Source organism: Paraburkholderia sp. 2C (assembly GCF_054589215.1).
In genome coordinates this window covers 382,972-406,451 of the sequence record NZ_BAAILL010000050.1, presented here as the reverse complement: position 1 = coordinate 406,451, position 23,480 = coordinate 382,972, and the positions used below count along the sequence as shown (strand labels likewise).

Here is a 23,480-nt window from a genome sequence, read left to right as displayed (position 1 = left end):
CGGACCGCACTCCCGTTTCATTCGATGACCACATTTCCCACCCTCGATGCGTGGCTCACGCATCTCGAAACTGCGCATCCGGTCGGTATCGATATGGGCCTCGAGCGGATCAGCCGGGTTCGCGATGCATTGCAGCTGTCGTTCGCATGCCCGGTGATCACGGTCGGCGGCACGAACGGCAAGGGGTCGACCTGCGCGATTCTCGAGTCGATCCTGCTGCGCGCCGGCTATACGGTCGGTTGCCACACGTCGCCGCACCTGCTGTCGTTCAACGAGCGCGCGCGCGTGAACGGCGCAAACGCCAGCGACGCCGATCTGCTGCCGCACTTCGAAGCCGTCGAAACCGCGCGCATGAGCCTCGCCGAACCGCCGTCGCTGACGTACTTCGAATTCACGACGCTCGCGATCATGCATCTGTTCGCCTCGCGCGGCCTCGACGCGGTGGTCATGGAAGTGGGCCTCGGCGGCCGCCTCGACGCGGTCAATATTCTCGATGCCGATTGCGCGATCATCACGAGCATCGACATCGATCACACCGAATACCTCGGCGATACGCGCGACAAGATCGCGTTCGAGAAGGCCGGCATTTTCCGCGCGGGACGGCCGGCCGTTTGCGCGGACCCGTTGCCGCCGCAGACCTTGATCGATCATGCACACAAGATCGGCGCCGATCTGTGGCTGTTCGGCAAGGACTTCCGCTACGAAGGCCAGGCCGGCAGCGAACGCCAGCAGTGGAACTATGTCGGCCGCACGCTGCGCCGTTCCGCGCTCGCGTATCCGGCATTGCGCGGCGCCAACCAGTTGATCAACACATCGGCGGCACTCGCGGGCCTCGAAGCGCTGCGCGACCGGCTGCCGGTTTCGGCCCAGGACATTCGCCTCGGCCTCGCGAACGTCGAATTGCCGGGGCGATTCCAGGTACTGCCGGGCAAGCCGTCAATCGTGCTCGACGTTGGGCACAACCCACACGCGGCGGCGGTGCTCGCGCAAAATCTCGGCAATATGGGCTATTTTCCGTACACTTACGCGGTGTTCGGCTCGATGCGCGACAAGGATATCGCGGGGGTGCTCGCTCACCTGAAGAGCGAAATCGATCACTGGTGTGTGACCGACCTGCCGACGCCACGCGGCGCCACCGCGGAACAACTGGAGGCCGCGCTGCGCGACGCAGGCGTCGCCGACAGTCCGGACAGCAGCGTGACGCGCTTCACTTCGCCCGCGGAAGCATTTCAGGATGCGCTAAAACGGGCCTCCGACAATGATAGAATTGTGGTTTTCGGAAGTTTCTTTACCGTTGCGGGCGTGATGGCCTGGCGCAAATCGCAACAACACTGAACGCGGGCAGCCTCGAACCAAGGCATTCATGGCAATTTTCTCGTTCGGCAAGAAAGACGGCGCGTCCAACCGGCGCGGCGCGGATTCCAGTTCTAAACGGGGCTCAAACCGGAGCTCGAGCGCGGCCGACCGTGGCGAACGCGTCGAAAGGCGAACCCGGCGTGCCGAACGGGCCGGCGACGCGGACGCGATGCTCCTCGATCCCACCTTGCCGGAAAAGCAGCGCGCGCGGCGGCGCCTCGTTGGCGCGATCGCCTTGGTGGTGGCGGCGGTCGTGATTTTGCCGATGGTGCTCGATTCGCACCCGAAGCCCGTTACCGACGATATTTCAATCGATATTCCGAGCCGCCCCGTGTCGCGCTCGCGCGCGCAGGATCCGCAAGATACCCAGGCGGGCGTTGCGCCCGATAACCCGGCCGCGCCCGAAGGCGCGCAGGGCGCCGCAGCGGGCGTGCAAGGCGCGCCGGCGCCGTCCGGCGAGTCGCCGTCGGCGACTGCGGCGAACGGGTCGTCGAGCCGCGGCGGCGCGGCGCAGGGTGAAGCGGCAGGCAAGCAGACGCAACAGCAAACGCAGTCCGCGGGCAAAGTGCAGCAAGCGCCGGTAACGGCCGCGAACAACGCGCCTGCTGCAGCAAAACCGGCGGCGAAGTCCACGCAAACGCAAACGGCGGCAGCGAACGCCGCCCCGGCCACGAAATCGACGCAATCGGCGACGCAGACGCAATCGGCAGAATCCACCGCGCCCAGCGCGGCCGCCGCGCTCGCCGAATCCGGCACGCCGACGTCGCCGCCGGGCAATCGCTTCGCGGTGCAGCTCGGGTCGTTCTCCGATGAGACGAGTGCCCGTAGCTGGGCCAGCAAGTTGAAAGCGGCCGGTGTGCCCGCATATCTCGAAAAGCGGAAGCAAGCCGACGGCTCGACGCGAACACTGTTGCGCGCGGGGCCGTTCGCGGACCGCGCGGCAGCGTCGGCGGCGATCGCGAAGGTTCGTGAAGCCGGCTTGACGTCGGGCGCGAACAACGGTTCGGCTCAATAAGCCGGTGATGTTCACCGCGTTCGACTACGCTGTTATGGCGGTGATCGGCCTGTCAGCGCTGCGCGGCACGTGGCGCGGCTTTCTGTCCGAGATATTCGGGCTGATCGGCTGGATCGTGGCGTTTCTGATCGCATGCCGGTTTGTCGGGTTCGTGGTGCCGTATATGCCCGAGCATTGGCCGGGCGGCGCGCTGACACAATGGCTGCTCGCGTTTGCTGTCATTGTGATCGCGGTGATGCTGGTGGCGGGCGTAGCGAACGCCTTGCTGAGCCGGTTGGTGCAGGTATCGGGATTGAGTGGCGTCGACCGCTCGCTCGGATTGATGTTCGGCCTCGTGCGCGGGGTCATTCTGGTGCTGGTTCTGGTCGCGCTTGCAGGACTGACCGAACTGCCCCAGCAGGCATTCTGGCGTAACGCGTTGCTGCGGCCGTATGCGGAGCAGGGCGTGCGAGAGTTGAAGCCGTTGCTTCCGGATGCAATCGCAGCGTACGTCCACGTCGACGACATGAGTGCCGGGGCGGACGGCCACACCGCGGCCCCCGGCCCATAACGAATTTCGTACCTTTGAAGGACATGCCATGTGCGGCATCGTAGGCGTAGTTTCCCAATCCCCGGTCAACCAGCTGATCTATGACAGCCTGCTGCTGCTGCAGCACCGCGGTCAGGACGCCGCCGGCATCGCGACGGTGAACGGCAGCAACTTCCACATGCATAAGGCGAACGGCATGGTGCGCGACGTGTTCCGCACGCGCAACATGCGCAGCTTGCCAGGCACAGTCGGCATCGGCCAGGTGCGTTACCCGACCGCGGGTTCCGCGTCGAGCGAAGAGGAAGCGCAGCCGTTCTACGTGAACGCGCCGTTCGGCATCATCCTCGCGCACAACGGCAACCTGACCAACTGGCAGCAGCTGAAAGACGAGATGTTCCGCGTCGACCGCCGCCACATCAATACGAACTCCGACACCGAAGTGCTGCTCAACGTGTTCGCGCACGAACTGCAGCTCGCAAGCTCTGGCCTGCAGCTCGATACGGCAGCGCTCTTCAAGGCCGTGTCGGGTGTGCATCGGCGCGTGCGCGGGTCGTACGCGATCGTGTCGCTGATCGCCGAGTACGGCCTCGTCGGTTTCCGCGACCCGTTCGGCATCCGCCCGCTGTGCATCGGCAAGCTCGAGACGGACCACGGCACCGAATGGATGCTCGCATCGGAATCGGTCGCGCTCGAAGGCATCGGCTTCGAATTCGTGCGCGATGTGCAGCCGGGCGAGGCGGTGTTTATCGACCTCGAAGGCAACTTCCACGCGGCGCAGTGCGCGACGAACGCGAGCCTGAACCCCTGCATTTTCGAACTCGTCTATCTCGCGCGCCCGGACTCGGTGCTCGACGGCGTGCCCGTCTACAACGCGCGTCTGCGCATGGGCGACTACCTCGCCGAGAAGATCAAGCGCGTCTTGCCGGCGGACGTGAAGATCGACGTCGTGATGCCGATTCCCGATTCCTCGCGCCCGGCGGCGATGCAAGTCGCGGCGAAGCTCGGCGTCGAGTATCGCGAAGGCTTCTTCAAGAACCGCTACGTGGGCCGCACGTTTATCATGCCGGGCCAGGCCGTGCGCAAGAAGTCGGTGCGCCAGAAGCTGAACGCGATGGGCATCGAGTTCAAGGGCAAGAACGTGCTGATCGTCGACGACTCGATCGTGCGCGGTACGACCTCGCATGAAATCGTGCAGATGGCGCGCCACGCGGGCGCGAACAAGGTGATCTTCGCCTCCGCGGCGCCGCCGGTGAAATTCCCGAACGTGTACGGCATCGATATGCCGACGCGCGGCGAACTCGTCGCGCACGGCCGTACGGACGAGGAAGTCGCGCGCATGATCGGCGCCGATTACCTCGTGTACCAGGACGTCGACGCGCTGAAGAACGCGGTGCGCGACATCAACCCGGCGCTGAAGGAGTTCGATGCATCGTGCTTCGACGGCAAGTACATCACCGGCGACGTGACGAGCGAGTACCTCGATGGCGTCGAACTCGCGCGCCTCGCGCCATCCGCGCAATCGGATCGCGATGCGGCGAGCGAAGCGATGGACGGCGGCACGGCGCGTTCGCAACTGCATCTGCAGTTGTCGGTCGAGTGACGTCGCGCTGCAGCTACGGTGCTAGAATCTGCCCTTGCGTCGATTTGAATTCAGCTTGCGGACGCAGGGCGGCCTGACCAGGGCTTCCCGAAACAGCTAAAGCGAACGGCGGCCGCGCAAGCGGGCCGCTCTACCGCTCAAGCTACTCCGCACACAAAGCCCGCTGATTGCCGACGCAACGCGGGCTTTTTTGTCGCCGGTGCTTGCCGGCGCGAGATAACGGAAAGAACGACTATGGACGACACCTTGAACTTCGATACCCTCGCGGTCCGTTCGGGCACGCTGCGCAGCGACTTCGGCGAGCATTCGGAAGCGTTGTTTCTAACCTCCAGCTTCGTGTTTGCGAATGCAGCCGAAGCGGCCGAGCGCTTCAAGAACTCGGAAGATTTCTACACCTATTCGCGCTTCACGAACCCGACCGTGACGATGTTCCAGGACAGGCTCGCGGCGCTCGAAGGCGGCGAAGCGTGCATGGCGACCGCGTCGGGCATGAGCGCGATTCTGTCGGTGGTGATGTCGGCGATGCAGGCGGGCGATCACCTCGTGAGTTCGCAGAGCCTGTTCGGTTCGACGCTCGGTATGTTCTCGCAGATCTTCAGCAAGTTCGGCATCACGACGACCTTCGTCGATCCGACCGACCTCGACGCATGGAAGAACGCCGTGCGCCCCGAGACGAAGATGTTCTTCCTTGAAACGCCGTCGAACCCGCTGACCGAAATCGCCGATATCGAAGCGATCGGCAAGATCGCGAAGGCGGCGAACGCGCTGTTCGTGGTCGACAACTGTTTTTGCAGTCCCGCACTGCAGCAGCCGTTGAAGCTCGGCGCCGATGTGGTCATGCATTCGGCCACGAAGTTCCTCGACGGCCAGGGCCGCGTGCTCGGCGGCGCGCTCGTCGGCTCGCGGCAATTCATCATGGAGAAGGTGTTTCCGTTCGTGCGCAGCGCGGGCCCGACGCTTTCGGCGTTCAACGCGTGGGTGCTGCTGAAGGGCATGGAAACGCTGTCGCTGCGCGTCGGGCGCCAGTCGGCGAATGCGCTTGCGATTGCACGCTGGCTCGAAACGCATCCTGCGGTGAAGCGCGTGTTTTATCCGGGCCTCGAATCGCATCCGCAATATGCAATCGCGAAGCGTCAACAGAAGTCGGGCGGCGCGATCCTGTCGTTCGAACTGAAGGGCGATACGCCGGACGCGCAGCGCGCGAACGCATGGCGCGTGATCGACAGCACGAAGATCTGCTCGATCACCGGCAATCTCGGCGATACGCGCACGACGATCACGCATCCGGCCACGACGACGCACGCGCGCATTACGCCGGAAGCACGCGCGGCGGCAGGCATTACCGAAGGGCTGATTCGCCTCGCGGTGGGGCTTGAAGATGCGACCGACGTTCGCGCGGATCTCGAGCGCGGCTTGAACGCCGCGTAAATGTGCATAGGCGTGTATCGAAGGGCGTACCGAAGGGCGTAGGTAAGGGCGTACCGAAGGGCGTTACCTGAGGGACTTACCTGAGGGACTTACCTGAGGGACTTACCTGAGGGTGTTACCTGAGCGCGTTCGCGCCGTGGCGGCGCCCGGGTAAATAACCGGAAGAACCGGCGTCTAGTGCCGCAGCGCGCGCCACTGTCCCGGCGCGAGACCGAACCGGCGCGTAAACGCATGCGTGTACGCGCTTTGATCGCCGAACCCGACGTCGAGCGCGACGTCGGTCAGTGTTCGGCGCGGATCGGCAAGCAATGCAATCGACGTATCGAGCCGCAAACGCTGCAGATAGCGATGCGGCGTCTCGCCGAACGCTTCGATGAAAAGCTGATGAAACCGCCGCAATCCGAAGCCGCAATGCGCGGCGAGATCGGCGATACGCAGCGGCTCTGAAAGATGCGCACGCAACCAGCGGTCGATGCGCGCGAAGTCGAGGCCTGCGGCGGCACGTTGCGCATCCGACGTGCCCGCAGCGCTTATACCCCCGGCGCCTTGCACGAGCGCCGCACACAGCCGCGTCGCGGCATTCCAGTTGAAGCGGCGCACCACGGCAGGGTTACTGTCCGCTTCCACGAAGTCGCCGCCGACGCCGCGCATCGCACCCGCGGCAATCTCCCCAACAAGCTCGGTCAACCCGCTATCGACATCCATCGTGCGCGCCCGCTCGAAAAGCCGCTCCGGCACCGCGAGCGACGCCGCGGGTAAATCGAGCACGAGCTGCCGGTTTTCGCCGATACCCGCATAGTCATGACGCGAACCCGCCGGCACGAGCCATACCGAACGCCGGTCGATCTGCCGCTCGATGCCGTCGACGGCCATCACCATCGAGCCGTCGAGGCCGAGCACGATCTGATGGAAGTCGTGCACGTCCGACGCTTCGGTCTCGCTGAAGCGCCGCAACGAAACGCTGGGCGGCGCGACGGTGACGATGCTGCTGGCCATAAATAGACTGGGCGCCTCTTGCGTTCGGCTCGGTGCCTGGTGTCGGGTTGTTGCCCGGGCGCGAGCGCCTAGACGTCGAGCAGTTCGACTTCGAACACGAGCGTCGCATTCGGCGGAATCACGCCGCCCGCGCCGCGCGGACCGTAGCCGAGTTGCGGCGGAATGGTCAGACGCCGCACGCCGCCGACCTTCATGCCTTGCACACCTTCGTCCCAACCCTTGATGACCATGCCGCCGCCGAGCACGAACGCGAACGGATCGTTGCGGTCCTTGCTCGAGTCGAACTTCTGGCCGTCGGTGAGCCAGCCTGTGTAGTGAACGCTGACCGTTTGGCCCGCGCGCGCTTCGGCGCCGGCGCCTTCGGTCAGATCTTCGTATTTCAGGCCGGATTCAGTGGTCACGGTCGGCATAAGTTGCTCCCTTGAAGTTCAATCGAAACCGTTATTGTAGGCGCGTTGCGTATATACAGCGAATCACCCCCGTGTCGCGCGTTTTCGCGCAATGGGCTTGCCTATAATGTTGGCTGGTTATTCAATCAAACCCGCAAATCAAACTCGCGAATCAAACCGCGAATCACGAACTGATACGAGGATGTCGACTGTGACCACGCCCTTCCCAGCGAACAGCAGTCATGAACCGGGCGTGCCCGGCGCCGCGGCGTCGGAACGTGTCGCCCGTTTATGTGCGCAGACCGCGCTTTTCATGCGCGACCACGTGCTGTCGCTCGTTTCTCATGATCTGCGCAGCCCGCTCAACGCCATCCATAGCTGGGCCTATGTGCTCGAGCGCAAGGTTGACGGCGCCGATGCGACCGCGCAGCGCGCGCTGGCGGGCATCCGCAGCGGCGTCGAGCAGCAGGTGCAATTGCTCGAATCGATTGTCGACACCACACGCGCCGAGACCAAGTCGCTGGTACTCAATCGCGAACGGATCGAATTGCGTCCGCTCGTGGATACCACCGTGATGGACGTGCGCGCGATGCTCGCGCAACCGCGCGGCGTGAAGCTCATGCTCGAAACACCGCTGGCCGCCGAACAACTCGATGGCGACCGCGAGCGTCTTGCCGCGGCGCTCTGGCTCATGCTGACTTTCGCAACCGAAGCGAGCGCCCCGGAGTCGATCATCACACTCGAAACGCACGCGGACACCTCGATGTGGCATGCGACCGCAACATACGTCGCGGCGCCCGATGCGCTGGAAGATGCGGCGCTACCGCATCTGCTCGAAACCTTCGCGCGCAGGCAGGCGTGCGAACCGCGCGAGGCGGGGCGCATTGCGTGGGTGCTTGCGCTGTGCAAGCGCGTCGCCGAGGCGCATGAAGGCGTGTTCGAACAAGGCGAGTTCGCGCAGGGGCAGCAAGCGAAGCTGTCGCTGCGTGTGCCGCTGAACGCGGGTTGAACCGCGCGCGAGCGCGTCATTCCGACGTCGACTGCGCGATGCTATGGCGCTGCGTCACGCATCGCCTCACATCGCGCTTATCCCCGCATCACGTGATCCGATAACCGCTTCGCAGCACACACGGATTTTGCCGGCCGTTCACCCTCTATACTGACGGTTTTGTTGCCGGAGCCCGTCGCCTTGATCCAGGTCGTCGCCCTAATTGGTGCGTTGCTGCTCGTCGCACTCAACGGCTTTTTCGTTGCGGCCGAGTTCGGCCTCGTGAAGTTGCGTCAGACGCGCGTGCAGACGCTCGCGCAAAAACACGGCGTACGCGGCAAGCTGCTCGCCGCCGTTCATCAGCGGCTCGATGCGTATCTGTCGGCTTGTCAGCTCGGCATCACACTCGCATCGCTCGGCCTCGGCTGGATCGGCGAACCGGCCTTCGCGGATCTGTTGACGCCGGTCTTCAGCGTGCTTGGCGTCGAGTCGGCGCAGTTGATACACGGCATCTCGCTGTTCTTCGCGTTCTCGTGCATTTCGTTTCTGCATATCGTGGTCGGCGAGCTTGCGCCGAAGTCGCTGGCGATCCGCCAGGCGGAGAAGGTTTCGTTGTGGGTCGCGCTGCCGTTGTACGCGTTCTATTGGGCGATGTACCCGGCAATCTGGCTGCTCAACACGAGCGCGAACGCCGTGCTGCGCATCGCGGGATTGTCGGCCGATCACGGCGGCGACACGCATTATTCGAACGAAGAGCTGAAGCTGATTCTGCGCGCACGCCGCACCAGCGTGGCCGATGAAATCGAACTGCCGGGCCGCACGTATAGCCCCGACGAATGGAACACGATCGCGCATTCGCTCGATTTCTCGCGCATGACCGTCTCCGACCTGATGCGTCCCGCGCACGAACTGGTGAGCTTGCGCCGCGATCTGCCGTGGCGCGACAACATGCAGATCGTCGCGCGCCATCGTTTCAGCCGCTATCCGCTGTTCGAAGACGCATCGGGCGAACGTGTCGCCGGCACGATTCATTTGAAGGACCTGTTGCTCGCGCGGCATGCGGGCAGTTCGCTCGACGACTTGTCGAAATACGTACGTCCCGTGCAATACGTGAAGTCCGACATGCCGGCGCTCGAACTGTTTCGCCGCTTTCGCAAGGGCGCGCCGCATCTTGCGCTCGTCGGTCACAAGCATGAAAAGCCGATGGGCTTTCTGACGCTCGACAATCTGCTCGGCGCGCTCGTCGGCCAGATTCACGACGAGTTTCGTCAGGGCGATCAGGACTGGACACGTCTCGACGACGGCACGCTGATGGGCAAGGGCAGCCTGCCCGTGGTATCGCTCGAGCGCGCGCTCGGTATCGATATCGATGAAGGACGCGCGGAGTCGGTTGGCGGCCTCGTCATTCAGGCGCTGCGCGATCTGCCGGCCGAAGGGCAGCGTGTGGAATTCGACCGCTTCGATATCGTCGTGAAGAAGATGACGGGACCGCGCATCGTGCTCGTGCGTGTCTACCCGAAAGTGTTCGACGACGAGGGCGGTTAGGGCGGGTGGTGCTCAGGTGAAGCTGAGCAAGTTTGAGCACGTTCTCAACGTGTCGATCACTCAAGAGAGAGAAGGCCTCCGGCGCCAAATGCGAGCTTGGCGAACCGTTCGCCAATTCGGCGGTGCGCTCGCCCATCCGGGTGCAGTTGATCGGGCAGAGGCAGATCGGCGAAATCCGCTTGACCGTAGAGTTCAAGTCCGTCGAGATAGCGCAGATGGGGGTCGTTCGCCGCCCGCTGCTGCACGACGCGTCGCAACTCATCCCGGATGATGGTCAGCGTCAGCTTTCCGGCTTTGCATTCGGCCGGGTCACCTGTGGCCCGGAACGAAACCTTCCCTGCGGCCAGCGCATTCATATCGAACGCTCCAGGACCCGGCGTAACCTCGTGTATCGGGCAATAGAGCGGCGAGATGACTAGCAGCGGCGCGCGCGGGTGGCCTTCCCGGATGGTGTCGAGAAAACCGTGAACCGCTGGCGTAAAGGCGCGCAACCGCATCAGATCCGTATTGACGAGATTGATGCCGATCTTAAGGCTGATCACGTCGGCGGGCGTGTCGCGCATCGTTCGGGCGGTGAAGGGGTCGAGTAACGCGCTGCCGCCGAACCCCAGGTTGATCAGTTCCACGTCGCCGAAGGAAGCGGCAAGCGCGGGCCAGATCGAAGTCGGGCTATCTCCGTTGGAGCCGTGGCTGATGGAGCTGCCGTGATGCAGCCAGACTTTTCGACCCTCGTCGGAAATGGGCTCGACGCGGGCGTTAGCGCGCAGCGCGACAAGCTCCGTGATTTCGTTGTGCGGCAGCCAGATTTCGACTTTCTTGTCGTGGCTGAACAGACCACTGAACCGTAGGGTGGCGGGAGACCCAGACTGCTTCGAAACAGTGCCGCTGACCATGTCGATCGTCACGGTGTCGCCACCGGGCGCACTGATTTGACGGACAAGGCGTCCGTCGACCAGCAGGTCATATACACCCGGTGGCCGCGGCGGGACACCCGCATATGCGTACCGTGTCGGCAGGACATCGATCTCGATGTCCGTCGCCCGGGTGCGAAACACCAGTCGTACTCCTGAGGGCTGCGCCTCAGCCATCGCCAACTGCGGGTCCGTGCATTGAGCGCGTGCTCGAGCAGGCAGGCGGTGCGGCATCACCCCCCGTCCGGTTTGCTCGAGTTCAAGGGCGCCACGGAAGAACTCGCGGCTAATGTGCGTAGTCATCAAGGTGTGCTGGTCGATCATCACATGATTGAGTCATGGAATCTTACCCGGCTGCGACGATGTACCTGCCAGTCCGACAGGACGGTAGGGGGATACCGATAACATCGTCCGCGCCTGCATCGAACATTGGCAGGTGTTCGATTTCATAGTCGTCTGACGCGACGACGATAACAGGCATGTGCCTTGTGTGCACCGAAGATCGTAGTCCTTTCAATATTAGCGTCGCCGATGTGCTCGATATATTGGAATCCAGAATGAGTATGTCGAACGATGCCTGCGACAAGATCCGCGTGGCCTCCTGGTAGCTATCCACAAGGCGCGGCTCCCGCCTCGAAGGACGGGACGGTACCCCTGTTCGAGTCAAAGCGCGCGGGGATGCCTTTTATCATTAAATAGAAAGAAATCTAAAGGAATATGTAAGTAATATTTAAGAAAGGAATGGTTCTCCGTAAAGTCATATGGCGATGTTCCAATGCCGGTGCTTCGAGTTAGACGCTCGCTAGCGGTACTACTAACAAAACCCCCCAGCATCCACACGTGATCGATTGCGCAGGCAATCGAGGTCGGAGCGCTGAACAGCGAATCTGGAGCCCGTCAAAAATGTTTCAAAAAGCCTTGCTACCAATCTCGCTAGCGGCCGCGCTATTTGCGTTGACCGCGTGCGGTGACGACAACAATTCGTCGTCCGCGCCGAGCACCCCTGCGGCCCCTGCAGCCTCAGTGTCACCGCAGGATGCGGCTCAGACTGCAACGCCGATCAAGCACCTCGTGGTGATCTTCCAGGAAAACCGCTCGTTCGATCATTACTTCGGGACTTATCCGAATGCAACGAATCCGGCCGGCGAGCCCGCGTTCACGAAGGCGGCCGGTACGCCGACGCCGATCGGCCTGACGGCAGCACTGCTTCAAGGCACCAGCCCGACGAAGGCCAATACGCAGAACGGTGCTAATGCTGTCAACTCATTCCGACTTGACCGTACACAGGCGAATACGGAAGGTCAGAACCACAACTACACGCCGGAACAGCTCGCCGAAGACAACGGCGCGATGGACCTTTTCCCGCTGGAGACCGGTAACAACACGATCAGCAGCACGGGCGTCTTCGGGACGAACGGCCTCGTGATGGGCTACTACGACGGCAACACCGTCACGGCGTACTGGAACTACGCGCAGAACTTCGCCATGAGCGACAACATGTACACCGACACGTTCGGACCGTCGACGCCGGGCGCCATTGCGGTCGTGTCGGGTACGAACAACGGCGCGGTGGCAGGCATCGGTACGTCGTCGAGCATCAGCGACACCCAGGGCGGACTGTCGCTGATCGGTGATACGGATCCGTTCGGCGATACCTGCTCGTCGACCACGAGTACGGTCAAGATGACCTCGAAGAACATTGGCGATCTGCTGAACGCGAAGGGGCTGACGTGGGGCGGCTTCATGGGCGGCTTCGATCTGACGGCGACGAACCCGAACGGCACCACGGGTTGCAGCCGCACGACATTCTCGAGCATTCTCGGTGGTTCGAAGACGGACTACAGCCCGCACCATGCGTGGTTCCAGTACTACGCTTCGACGTCGAACCCGGCACACACGCGTCCGACTTCGACGGCGCTGGTCGGTGCTACCGACCCGAAGGACAACAGCACGACGCCGGTGCACCACCAGTACGACATCAACGACTTCTTCGCCGCTGTGTCGTCGGGTAACTTCCCGTCCGTCAGCTACCTCAAGGCGGCAGAAGTCGGCGACGGCCACCCGGGCAACTCGGATCCGCTCGACGAGCAGGCGTTTATCGTCAACGTCGTGAACTTCCTGCAGCAGCAGCCCGACTGGAAGAACACGGCAGTCATCATCACCTACGACGACTCGGACGGCTGGTTCGATCACCGCTTTACGCCGCCCACAACGTCTTCGTTTGATGGCACGACGGTCGAGGGCCTCAACGGTAGCCTGGGCAACATCACCGGTGCTGACCAGCTGAACGGCCCGGGTGTGTGTAATGCGACGGGCGCGACGCAAGGCGTTGGCATCAACGGCGGCGCTGTCAATGGTCGCTGCGGTCCGGGCACTCGCATTCCGTTCATCCTGATCTCGCCGTTCGCCAAGGCGAACTTTATCGATGACACGCAAATCACCCAGGCGTCGGTGGTTCGCTTCATCGAAGACAACTGGCTCGGCAGCCAGCGTATCGGTCAAGGTTCGAACGACGCAACCACGGGCAGCATCATGAACATGTTCGACTTCACGCAGAACGTGACGACGCCGCGCACGCTGTTCCTCGACCCGAACCAGGGTACGAAGCTGTCGGCTGCTCCGCAGAGCTGATGAGCCCTGTTCTCCCGGCATGCAGCCGGGAGAACGAGGGTGCACAGGTATGTTTTGAATCACATCTCGCATTTCCCCGTGCGAAACGTCGAGCCAGGTCGTTCACTGGCTCGATTTCGAGTTTGTTCTCCTTTGTTTCTGTCAACGCCATGACCTCCCCAACTGATACCGTCCAGCCTCCACGACTTCCTGCAGGCGGCATGCCCACGGCAGGCACGTCCGGCAAATCGACCCGACGCATCGTTATCGGCGCAGTTGTCGCAGCCGCGATGGCACTGGTGCTATTGGCTGGCTACGCGGCGATCTATCCGGAGCGTATGCCGGAACCGATTGGAGGCGTCGTAGCGAATCTGACGGGGGCAAATGCACACCCCGTCAAGCTCGTGGAGCCGCCCGTTGCGCCATTGAGCGTCGTGGCGCAGCTCGGGAAGCAGATTTTTTTCGACCAGAGTCTTTCCGCTTCAGGGCGCCAATCGTGTGCTTCCTGCCATAGCCCCGATCATGCATATGGACCGGCAAACGATCTGTCCGTCCAGTTTGGCGGGCCTCATATGACAGAGGCCGGTTATCGCCCACCGCCATCGCTCACCTATCTCTACAGGCAGGCTCCTTTTAGCATCGGCCCTGACGCGGGAGATGACGACAACCCTGCCAATCTCGCGGATAGCGCCGCATCGGCTGCGGGTGTGCAGCGCGCCCAGAAGAATGCCGGCGTCGCACCGGCCGCACCGGCGTTGGTCCCGCAAGGCGGATTGTTCTGGGATGGTCGAGCTGATTCACTCCAGCGGCAGGCGCTCGGTCCAATGCTCAACCCGGTTGAAATGGCGAACGGCAGCGTTCAAGACGTCGCAAACAAGCTCGCAAAGACGCCTTACATTGGCGCGTTCAAGCAGCTCTTTGGTGACAACGTAGTCAGCAATCCTCAAATGCTGGTTTTTGAGGCGATGTTTGCGGTTGGCCGCTATCAGATCGAAGATAGCTCATTCCATCAATTCACCAGCAAGTACGACTACTGGCTGCAAGGCAAGGCCCGGCTTACGCAGGCTGAACTGCGCGGGCTGCATCTCTTCAACGACCCGGACAAGGCGAATTGCGCCGGTTGTCACTTGAGCAGGCCCACAAAGGATGGCTTACCGCCGCTTTTCACTGACCAGCAGTATGAAGCGCTTGGTGTACCGCGAAACGCGTCGCTAGCGGTAAACAAGGATCCGACGTTCTACGACCTCGGCGTCTGCGGTCCATTTCGAACGGACGTGAAAGACCAGACGCAATATTGCGGCATGTTCCTGACGCCGACTCTGCGTAACGTCGCAACGCGGCATGTGTTCTTTCATAACGGCGTCTATCACGACCTGAAGCAGGTGATGGATTTCTACAACCTGCGTAACACGAGCCCGGACAAAATCTATCCGCGCGATGCAGCCGGCAAGGTCGCGCAGTTCAATGACATGCCGTCTCAATACCAAAAGAACGTCGACTTCCAGGATGCGCCATTCGACCGAAAGCCGGGTGACAAACCGGCGATGACGGACCGAGACATTCAGGACATTATTGCGTTTATGAACACTTTGTCTGACGGTTACCGTCCCTGATGTCAGTTCGACGTGAAATGACCTGCAGGCGGCAGATGCCCGCAGGTCATGGTGACCGTACGTTCTCCTGCAAGGATGGCGTTGCCTGAAGCTTCCTGCTCCTCGCCACCCAATTAAAGCTTCACCGCGGTCGCCTTTGCCGTCCCGTTAGCGTACAGATGAACAGGACGCTTGCACGACGGCAACCGACGTTGTCGCCAAAGCGGCGAGTGACCGCGGTGGTCGTGTCTTGTCGACCGCGATCGTGCGAAGCTCCAGGCCGCATGCGACTTGCGTGGGGCGGCGATGAGTTCACGCGCGGCACATGGAAAACGGCATTCCGGCGCGCGACGGTGACCTGCTCAACCTGCGCGAATGCGCGACCTCTAACAGGGCGCTTGACCAGATGAAGTGCGTGAGCAATCTGGGCGCCGACATGCGGATGATGCCGATCGATGCGCCAGGCCAAAGCGATGTCGAAGTAACCGTGAAGCACGCCAAGCCCTGGAGCGTCGCCGCATCGGTCGACAAGTCCGGCACGCGTGCCACCGGCATGTGAGCCTCCGAAGAAGCCCTTCCGGGCGCGGTCTATCTCGCGAACCGTGTACCATCGAGCCGGCCCGCAACGACCTGTGGTTTGTCTGACAATCGTTAAGGTGTCGACCACAAGCGCGCATTGACCGAACAGAAAACGCGCGCGAATCCGGTGCTTCTTTCACCATCGCCACTCTCGTCGAGTGGCAATCCAACTGGGAAAACGGGATGACCATCAAAATCAAGCTTTGGGGGTTCAACGGATCCACCTATGTCCGGACCGTGCGGATGCTGCTCGTCGAGAAGCGATTGACGGACTACGACCAGGTTCCGGTCGACGTATTGAAGGGTGAGCCGCGGGAAGACGAGCATCGGGCCCGCCATCCGTTCGGCAAGGTCCCCGTCGTCGACGTGGACGGCTTCCGGATCATCGAGACGACCGCGATCATGCGCTATCTCGACACCGTGTTGCCCGGCCCGTCGCTCACCCCCGCGACGCCGAAAGATCGCGCGCGCATGGACATGGTGACCAGTATCGTCGACTCCTATGGCTACAGTGCGCTGGTGAGCGTCGCCGGATACTACCTGTTCCCGGATTTCATCGGCGGCCAGAACGACGATGCACTGAAAGCCGCGCTGGAAAAGAGTCGCCTTGTCCTGAACGAGCTCATGCGTATCAAAGGCGATTCACCGTATCTCGCGGGTAGCGTGTTGAGCATCGCCGATCTCTACCTGGCGCCCATCATGACCTACGTGGCGCTTACGCCGCATCGCGATGAAATCCTGGCTCTGAAAGGCGTCGGCGAATGGTGGGAACGCGTCACCGCCCTTGAAAGCTTCCGGGCTACCGCCCCTTGATCAGAGGACTGCGACAGCTTGACGTAGAGGGGCCACTCTTGCCGATCGCAGCCGGCAATCCATGCTGTCGCATGAGGCACTGACCGGCCATCACGAGACATTGGCGACGCCGCCGTCAATGTCTGAAGGACAATCGACAGCGGTCATGCGGCGTCGGGAGAATCGATCCGTCGATACGACACCGCGCGGCAACTTGCCCATACGGGACGAGGTCTGCAAACAGCAGTCCTCGACTCCGAGGCTTCATGTCGCCAGCACACAGTTATCAAGCCCTGCCTTGAAGACATCGGCGGGCAGTTGCCTGCCGATGAACACGATCTTTGTTTCTGGTGTTTCGCTTGCCATCCAGCGCTTGCCGAGATCGGAGCCGAAGATCATATGCACCCCCTGGAACACGGTGCGCCGCTCCACGCCGGCAATGTGCAATACGCCCTTGTATCGCAGCATCGACGCGCCATAAAGGCTCACCACCGCGCTGAAGAAGTCCTCGAGCTTGTCGCGATCGAACGGCCTGGTATTGCGGTAGACGAATGACGTCACGTCATCGTCATGCTCATGCGACACATCGTCGAGAAAATCCGGTTCGATTTCGATGATCGCATTGAGGTTGAAGCTCCGGGTGTCGAGCAACTCCGACAGGTCAGTTTCGCCGAAATGCACCGGCTTGATCGGCGCGCGCGGGTTCATGCGCCGCAACCGCCGCATCAACTGCTGGGTCTGCTCGTCGCCCGCGAGGTCGGCCTTCGACACGAGGATCCGGTCGGCAAAGCCCACCTGCTCCTGCGCTTCGTGGTGCTCGTCGAGCTGGCTGCCGCCGTGGCACGCGTCGACCACCGTCACGATCGCATCGAGCAGATAGTGGTCCTGCACCGCGTCGTCGACGAAAAAGGTTTGCGCGACGGGTGCTGGGTCCGCCAGCCCCGTCGTTTCAATAATCACACGGTCGAAACTCAGCTCGCCCGCCGCGCGCCGTTGCGCGAGCGTCGACAGGATCCGCACGAGATCGCCGCGCACGGTGCAGCAGATGCACCCGTTGTTCATTTCGACGATCTGCTCGTTGCCGTCCTGAATCAGCAGTTCGTTGTCGATGCCCGTTTCGCCGAATTCATTTTCGATTACGGCGATGCGGCCGCCGTGCCGCTCGCTAAGGATGCGATTCAATAGGGTCGTCTTTCCCGCTCCAAGGAAGCCGGTCAGGATGGTGGTCGGAATCAGCGTCGGCTCGGCCGGCTTGGACATGGCGTTCTCCAGTAAAACAGAAGCGTTCGATAACAGGAAGGCTGCAATGGGCAGACCGCGACAGGGACGGTATGCATGAAGAGAAAGACAGAATGAATGTTATAATATAACATTTCCAGTGCGCGTCGATTCTTGCCGGTTCCCATGCGGCGAGATGAAGCCGCACAGGTCAGTACGCAGCCGGTCGAGCACGCTGCGATGCATGTACAATCGCCGCTGCAAAATCCGGAAGCTGGTGTGAATCCAGCGCGGTCGCGCCACTGTGATCGGGTCGTCGAGGCTGCCGTTACCTCGTCTCACCGAAAGTCAGACCTGGGCTTTGCTTTCTTCCCTGTTTCTTTCTGGGGCGCGAAACCCCTCGAGATGTCGACATGACCGAATCCGTCTGCTTCCGGCCGATTTCCTCTCCGCCTGGCCCGCTTCCTTTCCATTCGTGCTGTTGCAACGCGCTAGTGCCGACTTGCTAGCCGGCCATCGAGCTTCGTCCGCCTGACGCCGTCAGGCGTTCGCGTGATTTCCGGACCCCGGATTGCCGTGACCGAGTCGATTCCATTCGGCTGGAACAGCTTCGTACGTCCTTGCTACGACGCACGACAGTGACAGTCCACGACCGCATCCGGGCGCTGACGACATACGCGCTATGCGGCGCGAGACCGAAAACGACAACAGCAGAACGACCGCAGAATGGATACTTCAATTTCACTCGTGGCCCCGAGGCGCTACGCAGTCCGAGGCCGTCGCCTGTATGGGGGCGCGCTTGCATGCGCATGGCTGCTTCACGCGCTGCCGGCATCGGCAGATGGCAGCGTGGCCACCGACCCGCAAAGCGACGAGCCGGCGATCACGGACACGAAAGCGGACACCAGCAATCGAACCTTGCCTGCAGTGCGTGTCGAGGGCACGACGCGCAATGACGCCACCGCGGAGAACCTCAGCACGCCGATCAGCACGGGCAGCCGGCTGGGACTGTCGAGCCTCGATACACCGGCCAGCGTGGAGTCGATCGGCAGCGGACAGATCGAGGAAAAAGGCGACACGACCGTCACGCAGGCGGTGACCCGGGCGACCGGCTTCGCGTCCGACGCCGCGCCGGGCAATGGGGGAACCTCAGTATCGGTGCGCGGCTTTAGCGGACCTGAATCGATCACGACGCTATACGACGGCGTGCGCATGTTCCCCGGCGCCGGTACCGTGACCTTTCCGTTCGATACATGGTCCGTCGATCGCATCGAGGTGCTGCGCGGGCCGGCCTCGGTGCTGTACGGCGAGGGCGGCATCGGCGGCGTGATCAACGTCGTGCCGAAGGCGCCGCAACGCGACTATGCGACGACCATCCAGCTCGGCGCCGGGTCTTACGGCGAAAAGCGCGCCGCGCTCGATACGACGGGCGCGCTGGGCCCGATGCTGTCGTACCGCTTCTACGTCAGCGACGACCGGTCGAACGGCTGGGTGCCGCGCGGCAATTCGCACACGACGGCGGTGGGCGGCTCGCTGCGCCTCGACGTCAACCCTGATCTGTCGTTTTCGCTCGACTACGACTATGGCCGACAGGAGCCCGCGCGCTATTTCGGCGTGCCGGTCGTCAATGGGCAACTGAATCCCGCGCTGCGCTTCCAGAACTACAACGTAGCCGATGCGGCCATCTCGTACTACGACCAGTGGACGCGCCTGAATACGACATGGCGCGCCGCGCCCGGCATCACCCTGCATAACCAGCTTTATTACCTGTTGACCAACCGTCACTGGCACGACAGCGAGAGCTATTCGCTGCTGCCGGACGGCAATGTGCAGCGCAGCGACTATATCGAGATCCTGCATCATGAGAAGCAGGTTGGCGATACGCTCGACGCGACGTTCGACGGCCGCCTGTGGGGCCATCAGAACCGCGTGGTGGTCGGTGCGGACTTCAACGTGATCTCGTTTCTTGACACGAGCAACTCGCCGTTCGACGGTTCGTCGATCGTGCCCGCCTTCAACTTCGATCCGGGCGTGTTCATGAGCGCCGATCCGACTGTGCCCGCATTCCGCACGATCACGCATCAGGCGTCGCTGTTCGCCGAAGACCGACTCGAACTGACCGACCGGCTCGCGTGGATAGGCGGGCTGCGCTATGACCACATCGATTTCCATCGCGACACGTTCGCGACCGCGACTACCACGGCGTCGTCGTTCGACAAGACGTTTGCGCATACCGGCTGGCGCACCGGGCTCGTGTTTTCGCTCACGCCGAACCTGTCGGTGTACGCGCAATACACGACCGGCACCGACGGTGTCGGTTCGCTCATCACGCTATCGCAGTCGAATAGTGCGTTCACGCTCTCGACCGGGCAGCAGTGGGAAGCGGGTATCAAGCAGCAGTTGCTCGATGGCCGCGCGTCGTGGACGCTCGCGTTCTATCAGATCGTCAAGCGCGACCTGCTGAGCACCGATCCCGCCAATCCCGACATCAGCGAACAGGTCGGCAAACAGTCGTCACGCGGCGTGGAGTGGTCGGGCGCGTTGCAACTGGGCGGCGGCTGGTCGATCGACGCGAACGCCGCGCTGCTGCGTGCACGGTTCGACGACTTCGACGAGGAACAGAACGGACAGAGCGTATCGCGCGCAGGAAACGTGCCGTTCGATATTCCCGAGCAAACCGCGAACGTGTGGCTCAACTGGGCATTCGCGCCCGGGTGGAAAGCGGGCGCCGGTGTGCAGTATGTCGGCAGGCGTTTCGGCGACAACGCGAACACGGTGCCGATTCCGTCCTACACGCTGGTCGACGCGTCCGCGTCGTGGCGCGCAACGCGCAACCTGACGCTCGCGCTGTACCTGCGCAACCTGACCAATCGTGTCTACGCAGTCTCGACGCAGAACGACGGCACCGAATGGCTGCTCGGCGCACCGCGTTCGGGCTGGGTGACCGCGACGATCAATTTCTGAACCGGATCATTCGGGAGGCCGCCTGATGACCACACTGCAGATCGACGCCTTGAGCTGGTCGCCGCGTGACATGCGCGGCAGACCGCGTGCCAGGGACCTGTTGCAACGGATCGTACTGGAGGCGCGCGACGGCGAGTTCGTCGGCCTGATCGGTCCAAACGGCAGCGGTAAAACGAGCCTGCTGCGCTGTGCGTTTCGCTATGCGAAGCCGCGGCGCGGCACCGTGACGCTGGATGGCAGCGACATCTGGACCCAACGCGCGCGCTGGGTCGCGCAACACATCGCCGTATTGCTGCAGGACGCGCCTGAAGACTTCGGGCTCAGTGTCGCGGAGGTCGTCGCGATGGGGCGCATGCCCCATAAGCGCCCGCTCGAAGGCACGACGCCCGACGATGCGGCACACGTCGAGCGCGCGTTGCGCTCCGTGGAACTGCAAGACGCACGTGACCGGCTATTTGCGTCTCTGTCCGGCGGCGAAAAGCAACGCGCGTTGCTGGCACGTGCGCTGGTACAACAGCCGCGCGTGCTGATGCTCGACGAGCCGACCAATCATCTCGATCCGCGCCATCAGATCGAACTGCTCGCCCTGGTCAAACGCCAGGCTATCACGACGCTCGCCACCATTCACGATCTGAACCTCGCCGCCGCGTTCTGCGAACGTATCTATGTAATCGCGCACGGTGAAATCGTCGCGTGCGGTACGCCGCACGACGTGCTGACCGAGGACATGCTGAGAACGGTATACGGCGTCGACGCGCTGGTCGACGGGCATCCCGTGACCGCCCGCCCGCGCGTCACGCTGATCGCGGGCCACGGAGCACCGCAGCCATGAAGATGCACGCGATTCGCCTTGTCGCCGCGGCCATGCTCACCGCGCTCGCATCCGCTGGGTCCGTCGCGCAGGATGGTCACTACCCGGTTACCGTGCGCAGTTGCAATCGCGACGTCACGTTCTCGCGCGCGCCGTCGCGCGCGGTCAGCAACGACGTCAATATTACGGAAATGCTGCTGCGTCTGGGGGTGCGTAACAGAATGGCCGGCTACACCGGTATCGACGGCTGGAAGACCGCGCCGCCTGCAGTGCGCACCGAACTGAACGGACTGCCGGCGCTCGCGCAGCGGTATCCGTCGCTGGAAACGCTGGTCGCGGCCCGCGCCGATTTTTATGCCGCGGGATGGAACTACGGCTTGCGCGTCGGCGGCGCCGTCACGCCGGCGTCGCTCGCGCGTTTCGGCATTGCGACGTACGAGTTGACCGAGTCGTGTGCGCATGTGATGCGACGGCCGGCCGCGTCATTCGACGATGTCTACCAGGACCTGCGCAATCTCGGCTCAATTTTCGACGTCGGCGCGCGCGCCGATGCGTTGATCTCGGCCATGCGGGCACGGGTCGACGCAGTCGCACGGGCGCTGGGCCCGAACGTGTCGCGCACGCGCGTGTTCGTCTATGACAGTGGCGAGGACAAGCCGTTTACGGCCGGAGGACTTGCGATGCCGACCGCGCTCATCCGCGCGGCGGGTGGCGTCAACGTGATGGACGATGTCGCGCAAAGCTGGACTCAGGTCGGTTGGGAGAGTGTGGTCGCTCGCAATCCGCAGGCAATCGTTATCGTCGATTACGGCTCGGTGAGTGCGAACGAGAAAATACGCTACCTGATCGGCAACCGCGCCCTGGCGAACACCGAAGCGGTGCGGTCGCGTCGCTTTATCGTTGTGCCCTACGACGAAGCGACGCCTGGCGTACGCAATGCCGATGCCGTCGAGACGATCGCGCGTGCGTTGCATCCGCTTGCGTTTGTTCCGGCGGCGGTGCAAGGCGTCAAGGGACGGTGATGAATACAACCCGAACAACGCGCACCCCGCATGTCACACGCGCGATGCCGTTCGCGCGTACGCCAAGCGAGGCGCGGCGCCGCATCGCGATACTCGCCGTGCTGCTTGTCATCTCGCTCGTGATCGCTACCGGGCTCGGTCCCGTTGCAGTTGCGCCCACGATGACCGTCCGCGTCGTACTCGCGCATATGTTCGGCACGGCGGCCGCACCTGCGATGCAGGACAACATCGTATGGTTGATCCGGCTGCCACGGGTGTTGCTCGCAAGCGTCGTCGGAGGCTCGCTTGCGGTTGCCGGAACCACGCTGCAGGCAGCAACCGGCAATCGTCTGGCCGATCCGCATCTGCTCGGGGTGAGCTCCGGAGCGAGCGTCGGCGCCGTCGCAGCGACGCTGTGGATCGGCGCGGCGTTCGGGCCGCTCACGCTGCCCGTGCTCGCCTTTGCCGGCGCACTCGCCGCGACGTCGCTTGTGGTCATGCTCGGCGCAGGACGCGACGGGCTCGACTCGCAGCGGCTGTTGCTGTCGGGCATTGCCGTGTCGTTCGTCATGATGGCATGCGCCAATCTGCTGCTTTATCTCGGCGATCAGCGAGCGGCGACCTCCGTGCTGTTCTGGATGCTCGGCGGGCTCGGGCTGGCGCGCTGGGACATGCTAGGCGTCCCTGCGTGTTTTGCGGGCGGCGGCCTGCTCTGGCTGATCGCGAGGCGTCGCGAGCTGAATGCGCTGATGAGCGGCGATATTGTCGCGACGACGCTCGGAGTGGACGTCGCGCGTGCCCGCCGCGAGCTCTTTGCCGTGAGTTCGCTCATGACGGCGGCGATGGTCGCAACGAGCGGCGCGATCGGCTTTATCGGTCTCGTCGCGCCGCATGTATGCCGACGCCTCGTCGGTGCCGACCATGCCCGGCTGTTGCCGGCCTCAGCGCTATTCGGCTCGGTGCTGCTGATCTGGGCGGACGTCGCGGCGCGCACACTCGTTGCGCCGGACGAGTTACCGATCGGTGTGCTAACCGCGCTATTGGGCGGTGTGTTCTTCGCCGGGCTTGTTCGATACCGAAGGTGACGCATGAATCTGCTCGGGGCAATTGAATGCATCGGACGATGCATTGCACCGACAGCAACTTCGGAAATCAG

The 23,480-nt window shown here is 62.9% G+C and carries 19 protein-coding genes and 1 riboswitch; of the genes, 15 read left to right on the top strand and 4 right to left on the bottom strand.

Features of this window, described 5'->3' with window-relative positions; all coding sequences use genetic code 11:
- The first annotated feature begins 24 nt into the window (after positions 1-24).
- The 5 genes from folC to ACYPXD_RS28700 all read left to right on the top strand — a co-directional run bounded on the left by folC (position 25) and on the right by ACYPXD_RS28700 (position 5,928).
- Positions 25-1,335: a bifunctional tetrahydrofolate synthase/dihydrofolate synthase gene (gene folC / locus ACYPXD_RS28720; protein ID WP_459719543.1), complete on the top strand. Its 1,311-nt coding sequence runs from the start codon at positions 25-27 to the stop codon at positions 1,333-1,335.
- 28 nt (positions 1,336-1,363) lie between these two features.
- On the top strand, positions 1,364-2,371 hold the full coding sequence (locus tag ACYPXD_RS28715) for an SPOR domain-containing protein (protein ID WP_459719539.1): 1,008 nt from the start codon (positions 1,364-1,366) through the stop codon (positions 2,369-2,371).
- 7 nt (positions 2,372-2,378) lie between these two features.
- Positions 2,379-2,921 (top strand): CvpA family protein, encoded by a 543-nt coding sequence (locus tag ACYPXD_RS28710; RefSeq protein ID WP_459719536.1) that lies wholly within the window; start codon positions 2,379-2,381, stop codon positions 2,919-2,921.
- A gap of 28 nt (positions 2,922-2,949) precedes the next feature.
- The gene (gene purF / locus ACYPXD_RS28705) at positions 2,950-4,500 is read left to right on the top strand and encodes an amidophosphoribosyltransferase (RefSeq protein WP_459719533.1); all 1,551 of its coding nucleotides are present in this window, start codon (positions 2,950-2,952) and stop codon (positions 4,498-4,500) included.
- A 234-nt stretch (positions 4,501-4,734) separates the two neighbouring features.
- Positions 4,735-5,928 carry an O-succinylhomoserine sulfhydrylase gene (locus ACYPXD_RS28700; protein WP_459719529.1) on the top strand — a complete coding sequence of 398 codons (1,194 nt, stop codon included), beginning with the start codon at positions 4,735-4,737 and terminating at the stop codon, positions 5,926-5,928.
- Between the two features lie 174 nt (positions 5,929-6,102).
- On the opposite strand, the gene ACYPXD_RS28695 is transcribed toward ACYPXD_RS28700, so the two are convergent.
- Both ACYPXD_RS28695 and ACYPXD_RS28690 read right to left on the bottom strand, forming a co-directional pair.
- Complete coding sequence (locus ACYPXD_RS28695) at positions 6,103-6,924, bottom strand: helix-turn-helix domain-containing protein (protein ID WP_459719526.1); 822 nt, start codon at positions 6,922-6,924, stop codon at positions 6,103-6,105.
- Between the two features lie 68 nt (positions 6,925-6,992).
- Positions 6,993-7,334 (bottom strand): FKBP-type peptidyl-prolyl cis-trans isomerase, encoded by a 342-nt coding sequence (locus ACYPXD_RS28690; protein WP_459719523.1) that lies wholly within the window; start codon positions 7,332-7,334, stop codon positions 6,993-6,995.
- Positions 7,335-7,515: 181 nt separating this feature from the next.
- Here ACYPXD_RS28690 and ACYPXD_RS28685 point away from each other — a divergent pair, with 181 nt between their 5' ends.
- A complete protein-coding gene (locus tag ACYPXD_RS28685) occupies positions 7,516-8,322 on the top strand; it encodes a sensor histidine kinase (RefSeq protein ID WP_459719519.1) in 807 nt (268 codons plus the stop codon).
- A 180-nt stretch (positions 8,323-8,502) separates the two neighbouring features.
- On the top strand, positions 8,503-9,846 hold the full coding sequence (locus ACYPXD_RS28680) for a hemolysin family protein (RefSeq protein ID WP_459719516.1): 1,344 nt from the start codon (positions 8,503-8,505) through the stop codon (positions 9,844-9,846).
- Positions 9,847-9,902: 56 nt separating this feature from the next.
- Here the strand turns inward: ACYPXD_RS28680 and ACYPXD_RS28675 are convergent, their stop codons facing one another.
- Positions 9,903-11,081 carry an SGNH/GDSL hydrolase family protein gene (locus ACYPXD_RS28675; RefSeq protein ID WP_459719715.1) on the bottom strand — a complete coding sequence of 393 codons (1,179 nt, stop codon included), beginning with the start codon at positions 11,079-11,081 and terminating at the stop codon, positions 9,903-9,905.
- Between the two features lie 579 nt (positions 11,082-11,660).
- On the opposite strand from ACYPXD_RS28675, the gene ACYPXD_RS28670 reads away from it, so the two are divergent.
- The 4 genes from ACYPXD_RS28670 to ACYPXD_RS28655 all read left to right on the top strand — a co-directional run bounded on the left by ACYPXD_RS28670 (position 11,661) and on the right by ACYPXD_RS28655 (position 16,351).
- Positions 11,661-13,388 (top strand): phospholipase C, encoded by a 1,728-nt coding sequence (locus tag ACYPXD_RS28670; protein ID WP_459719513.1) that lies wholly within the window; start codon positions 11,661-11,663, stop codon positions 13,386-13,388.
- Between the two features lie 149 nt (positions 13,389-13,537).
- Entirely contained in the window at positions 13,538-14,980 is a 1,443-nt protein-coding gene (locus ACYPXD_RS28665) for a cytochrome-c peroxidase (protein ID WP_459719712.1), read from the top strand.
- Between the two features lie 304 nt (positions 14,981-15,284).
- Positions 15,285-15,518 (top strand): hypothetical protein, encoded by a 234-nt coding sequence (locus ACYPXD_RS28660; RefSeq protein ID WP_459719510.1) that lies wholly within the window; start codon positions 15,285-15,287, stop codon positions 15,516-15,518.
- 203 nt (positions 15,519-15,721) lie between these two features.
- Entirely contained in the window at positions 15,722-16,351 is a 630-nt protein-coding gene (locus tag ACYPXD_RS28655; RefSeq protein WP_459719507.1) for a glutathione S-transferase family protein, read from the top strand.
- Positions 16,352-16,594: 243 nt separating this feature from the next.
- Here the strand turns inward: ACYPXD_RS28655 and ACYPXD_RS28650 are convergent, their stop codons facing one another.
- Entirely contained in the window at positions 16,595-17,590 is a 996-nt protein-coding gene (locus ACYPXD_RS28650; RefSeq protein ID WP_459719503.1) for a CobW family GTP-binding protein, read from the bottom strand.
- Between the two features lie 169 nt (positions 17,591-17,759).
- Positions 17,760-17,926, top strand: a riboswitch (cobalamin riboswitch).
- A 348-nt stretch (positions 17,927-18,274) separates the two neighbouring features.
- On the opposite strand from ACYPXD_RS28650, the gene ACYPXD_RS28645 reads away from it, so the two are divergent.
- The 4 genes from ACYPXD_RS28645 to ACYPXD_RS28630 are packed head-to-tail and all read left to right on the top strand — an operon-like array spanning position 18,275 to position 23,409.
- Positions 18,275-20,512 (top strand): TonB-dependent receptor, encoded by a 2,238-nt coding sequence (locus tag ACYPXD_RS28645; protein WP_459719499.1) that lies wholly within the window; start codon positions 18,275-18,277, stop codon positions 20,510-20,512.
- A gap of 25 nt (positions 20,513-20,537) precedes the next feature.
- A complete protein-coding gene (locus ACYPXD_RS28640) occupies positions 20,538-21,344 on the top strand; it encodes an ABC transporter ATP-binding protein (RefSeq protein ID WP_459719496.1) in 807 nt (268 codons plus the stop codon).
- Entirely contained in the window at positions 21,341-22,345 is a 1,005-nt protein-coding gene (locus tag ACYPXD_RS28635; RefSeq protein WP_459719493.1) for an ABC transporter substrate-binding protein, read from the top strand. The genes ACYPXD_RS28640 and ACYPXD_RS28635 overlap by 4 nt, the downstream gene beginning before the upstream one ends.
- Before the next feature lie 44 nt (positions 22,346-22,389).
- The gene (locus ACYPXD_RS28630) at positions 22,390-23,409 is read left to right on the top strand and encodes a FecCD family ABC transporter permease (protein ID WP_459719710.1); all 1,020 of its coding nucleotides are present in this window, start codon (positions 22,390-22,392) and stop codon (positions 23,407-23,409) included.
- Positions 23,410-23,480 lie beyond the last annotated feature (71 nt).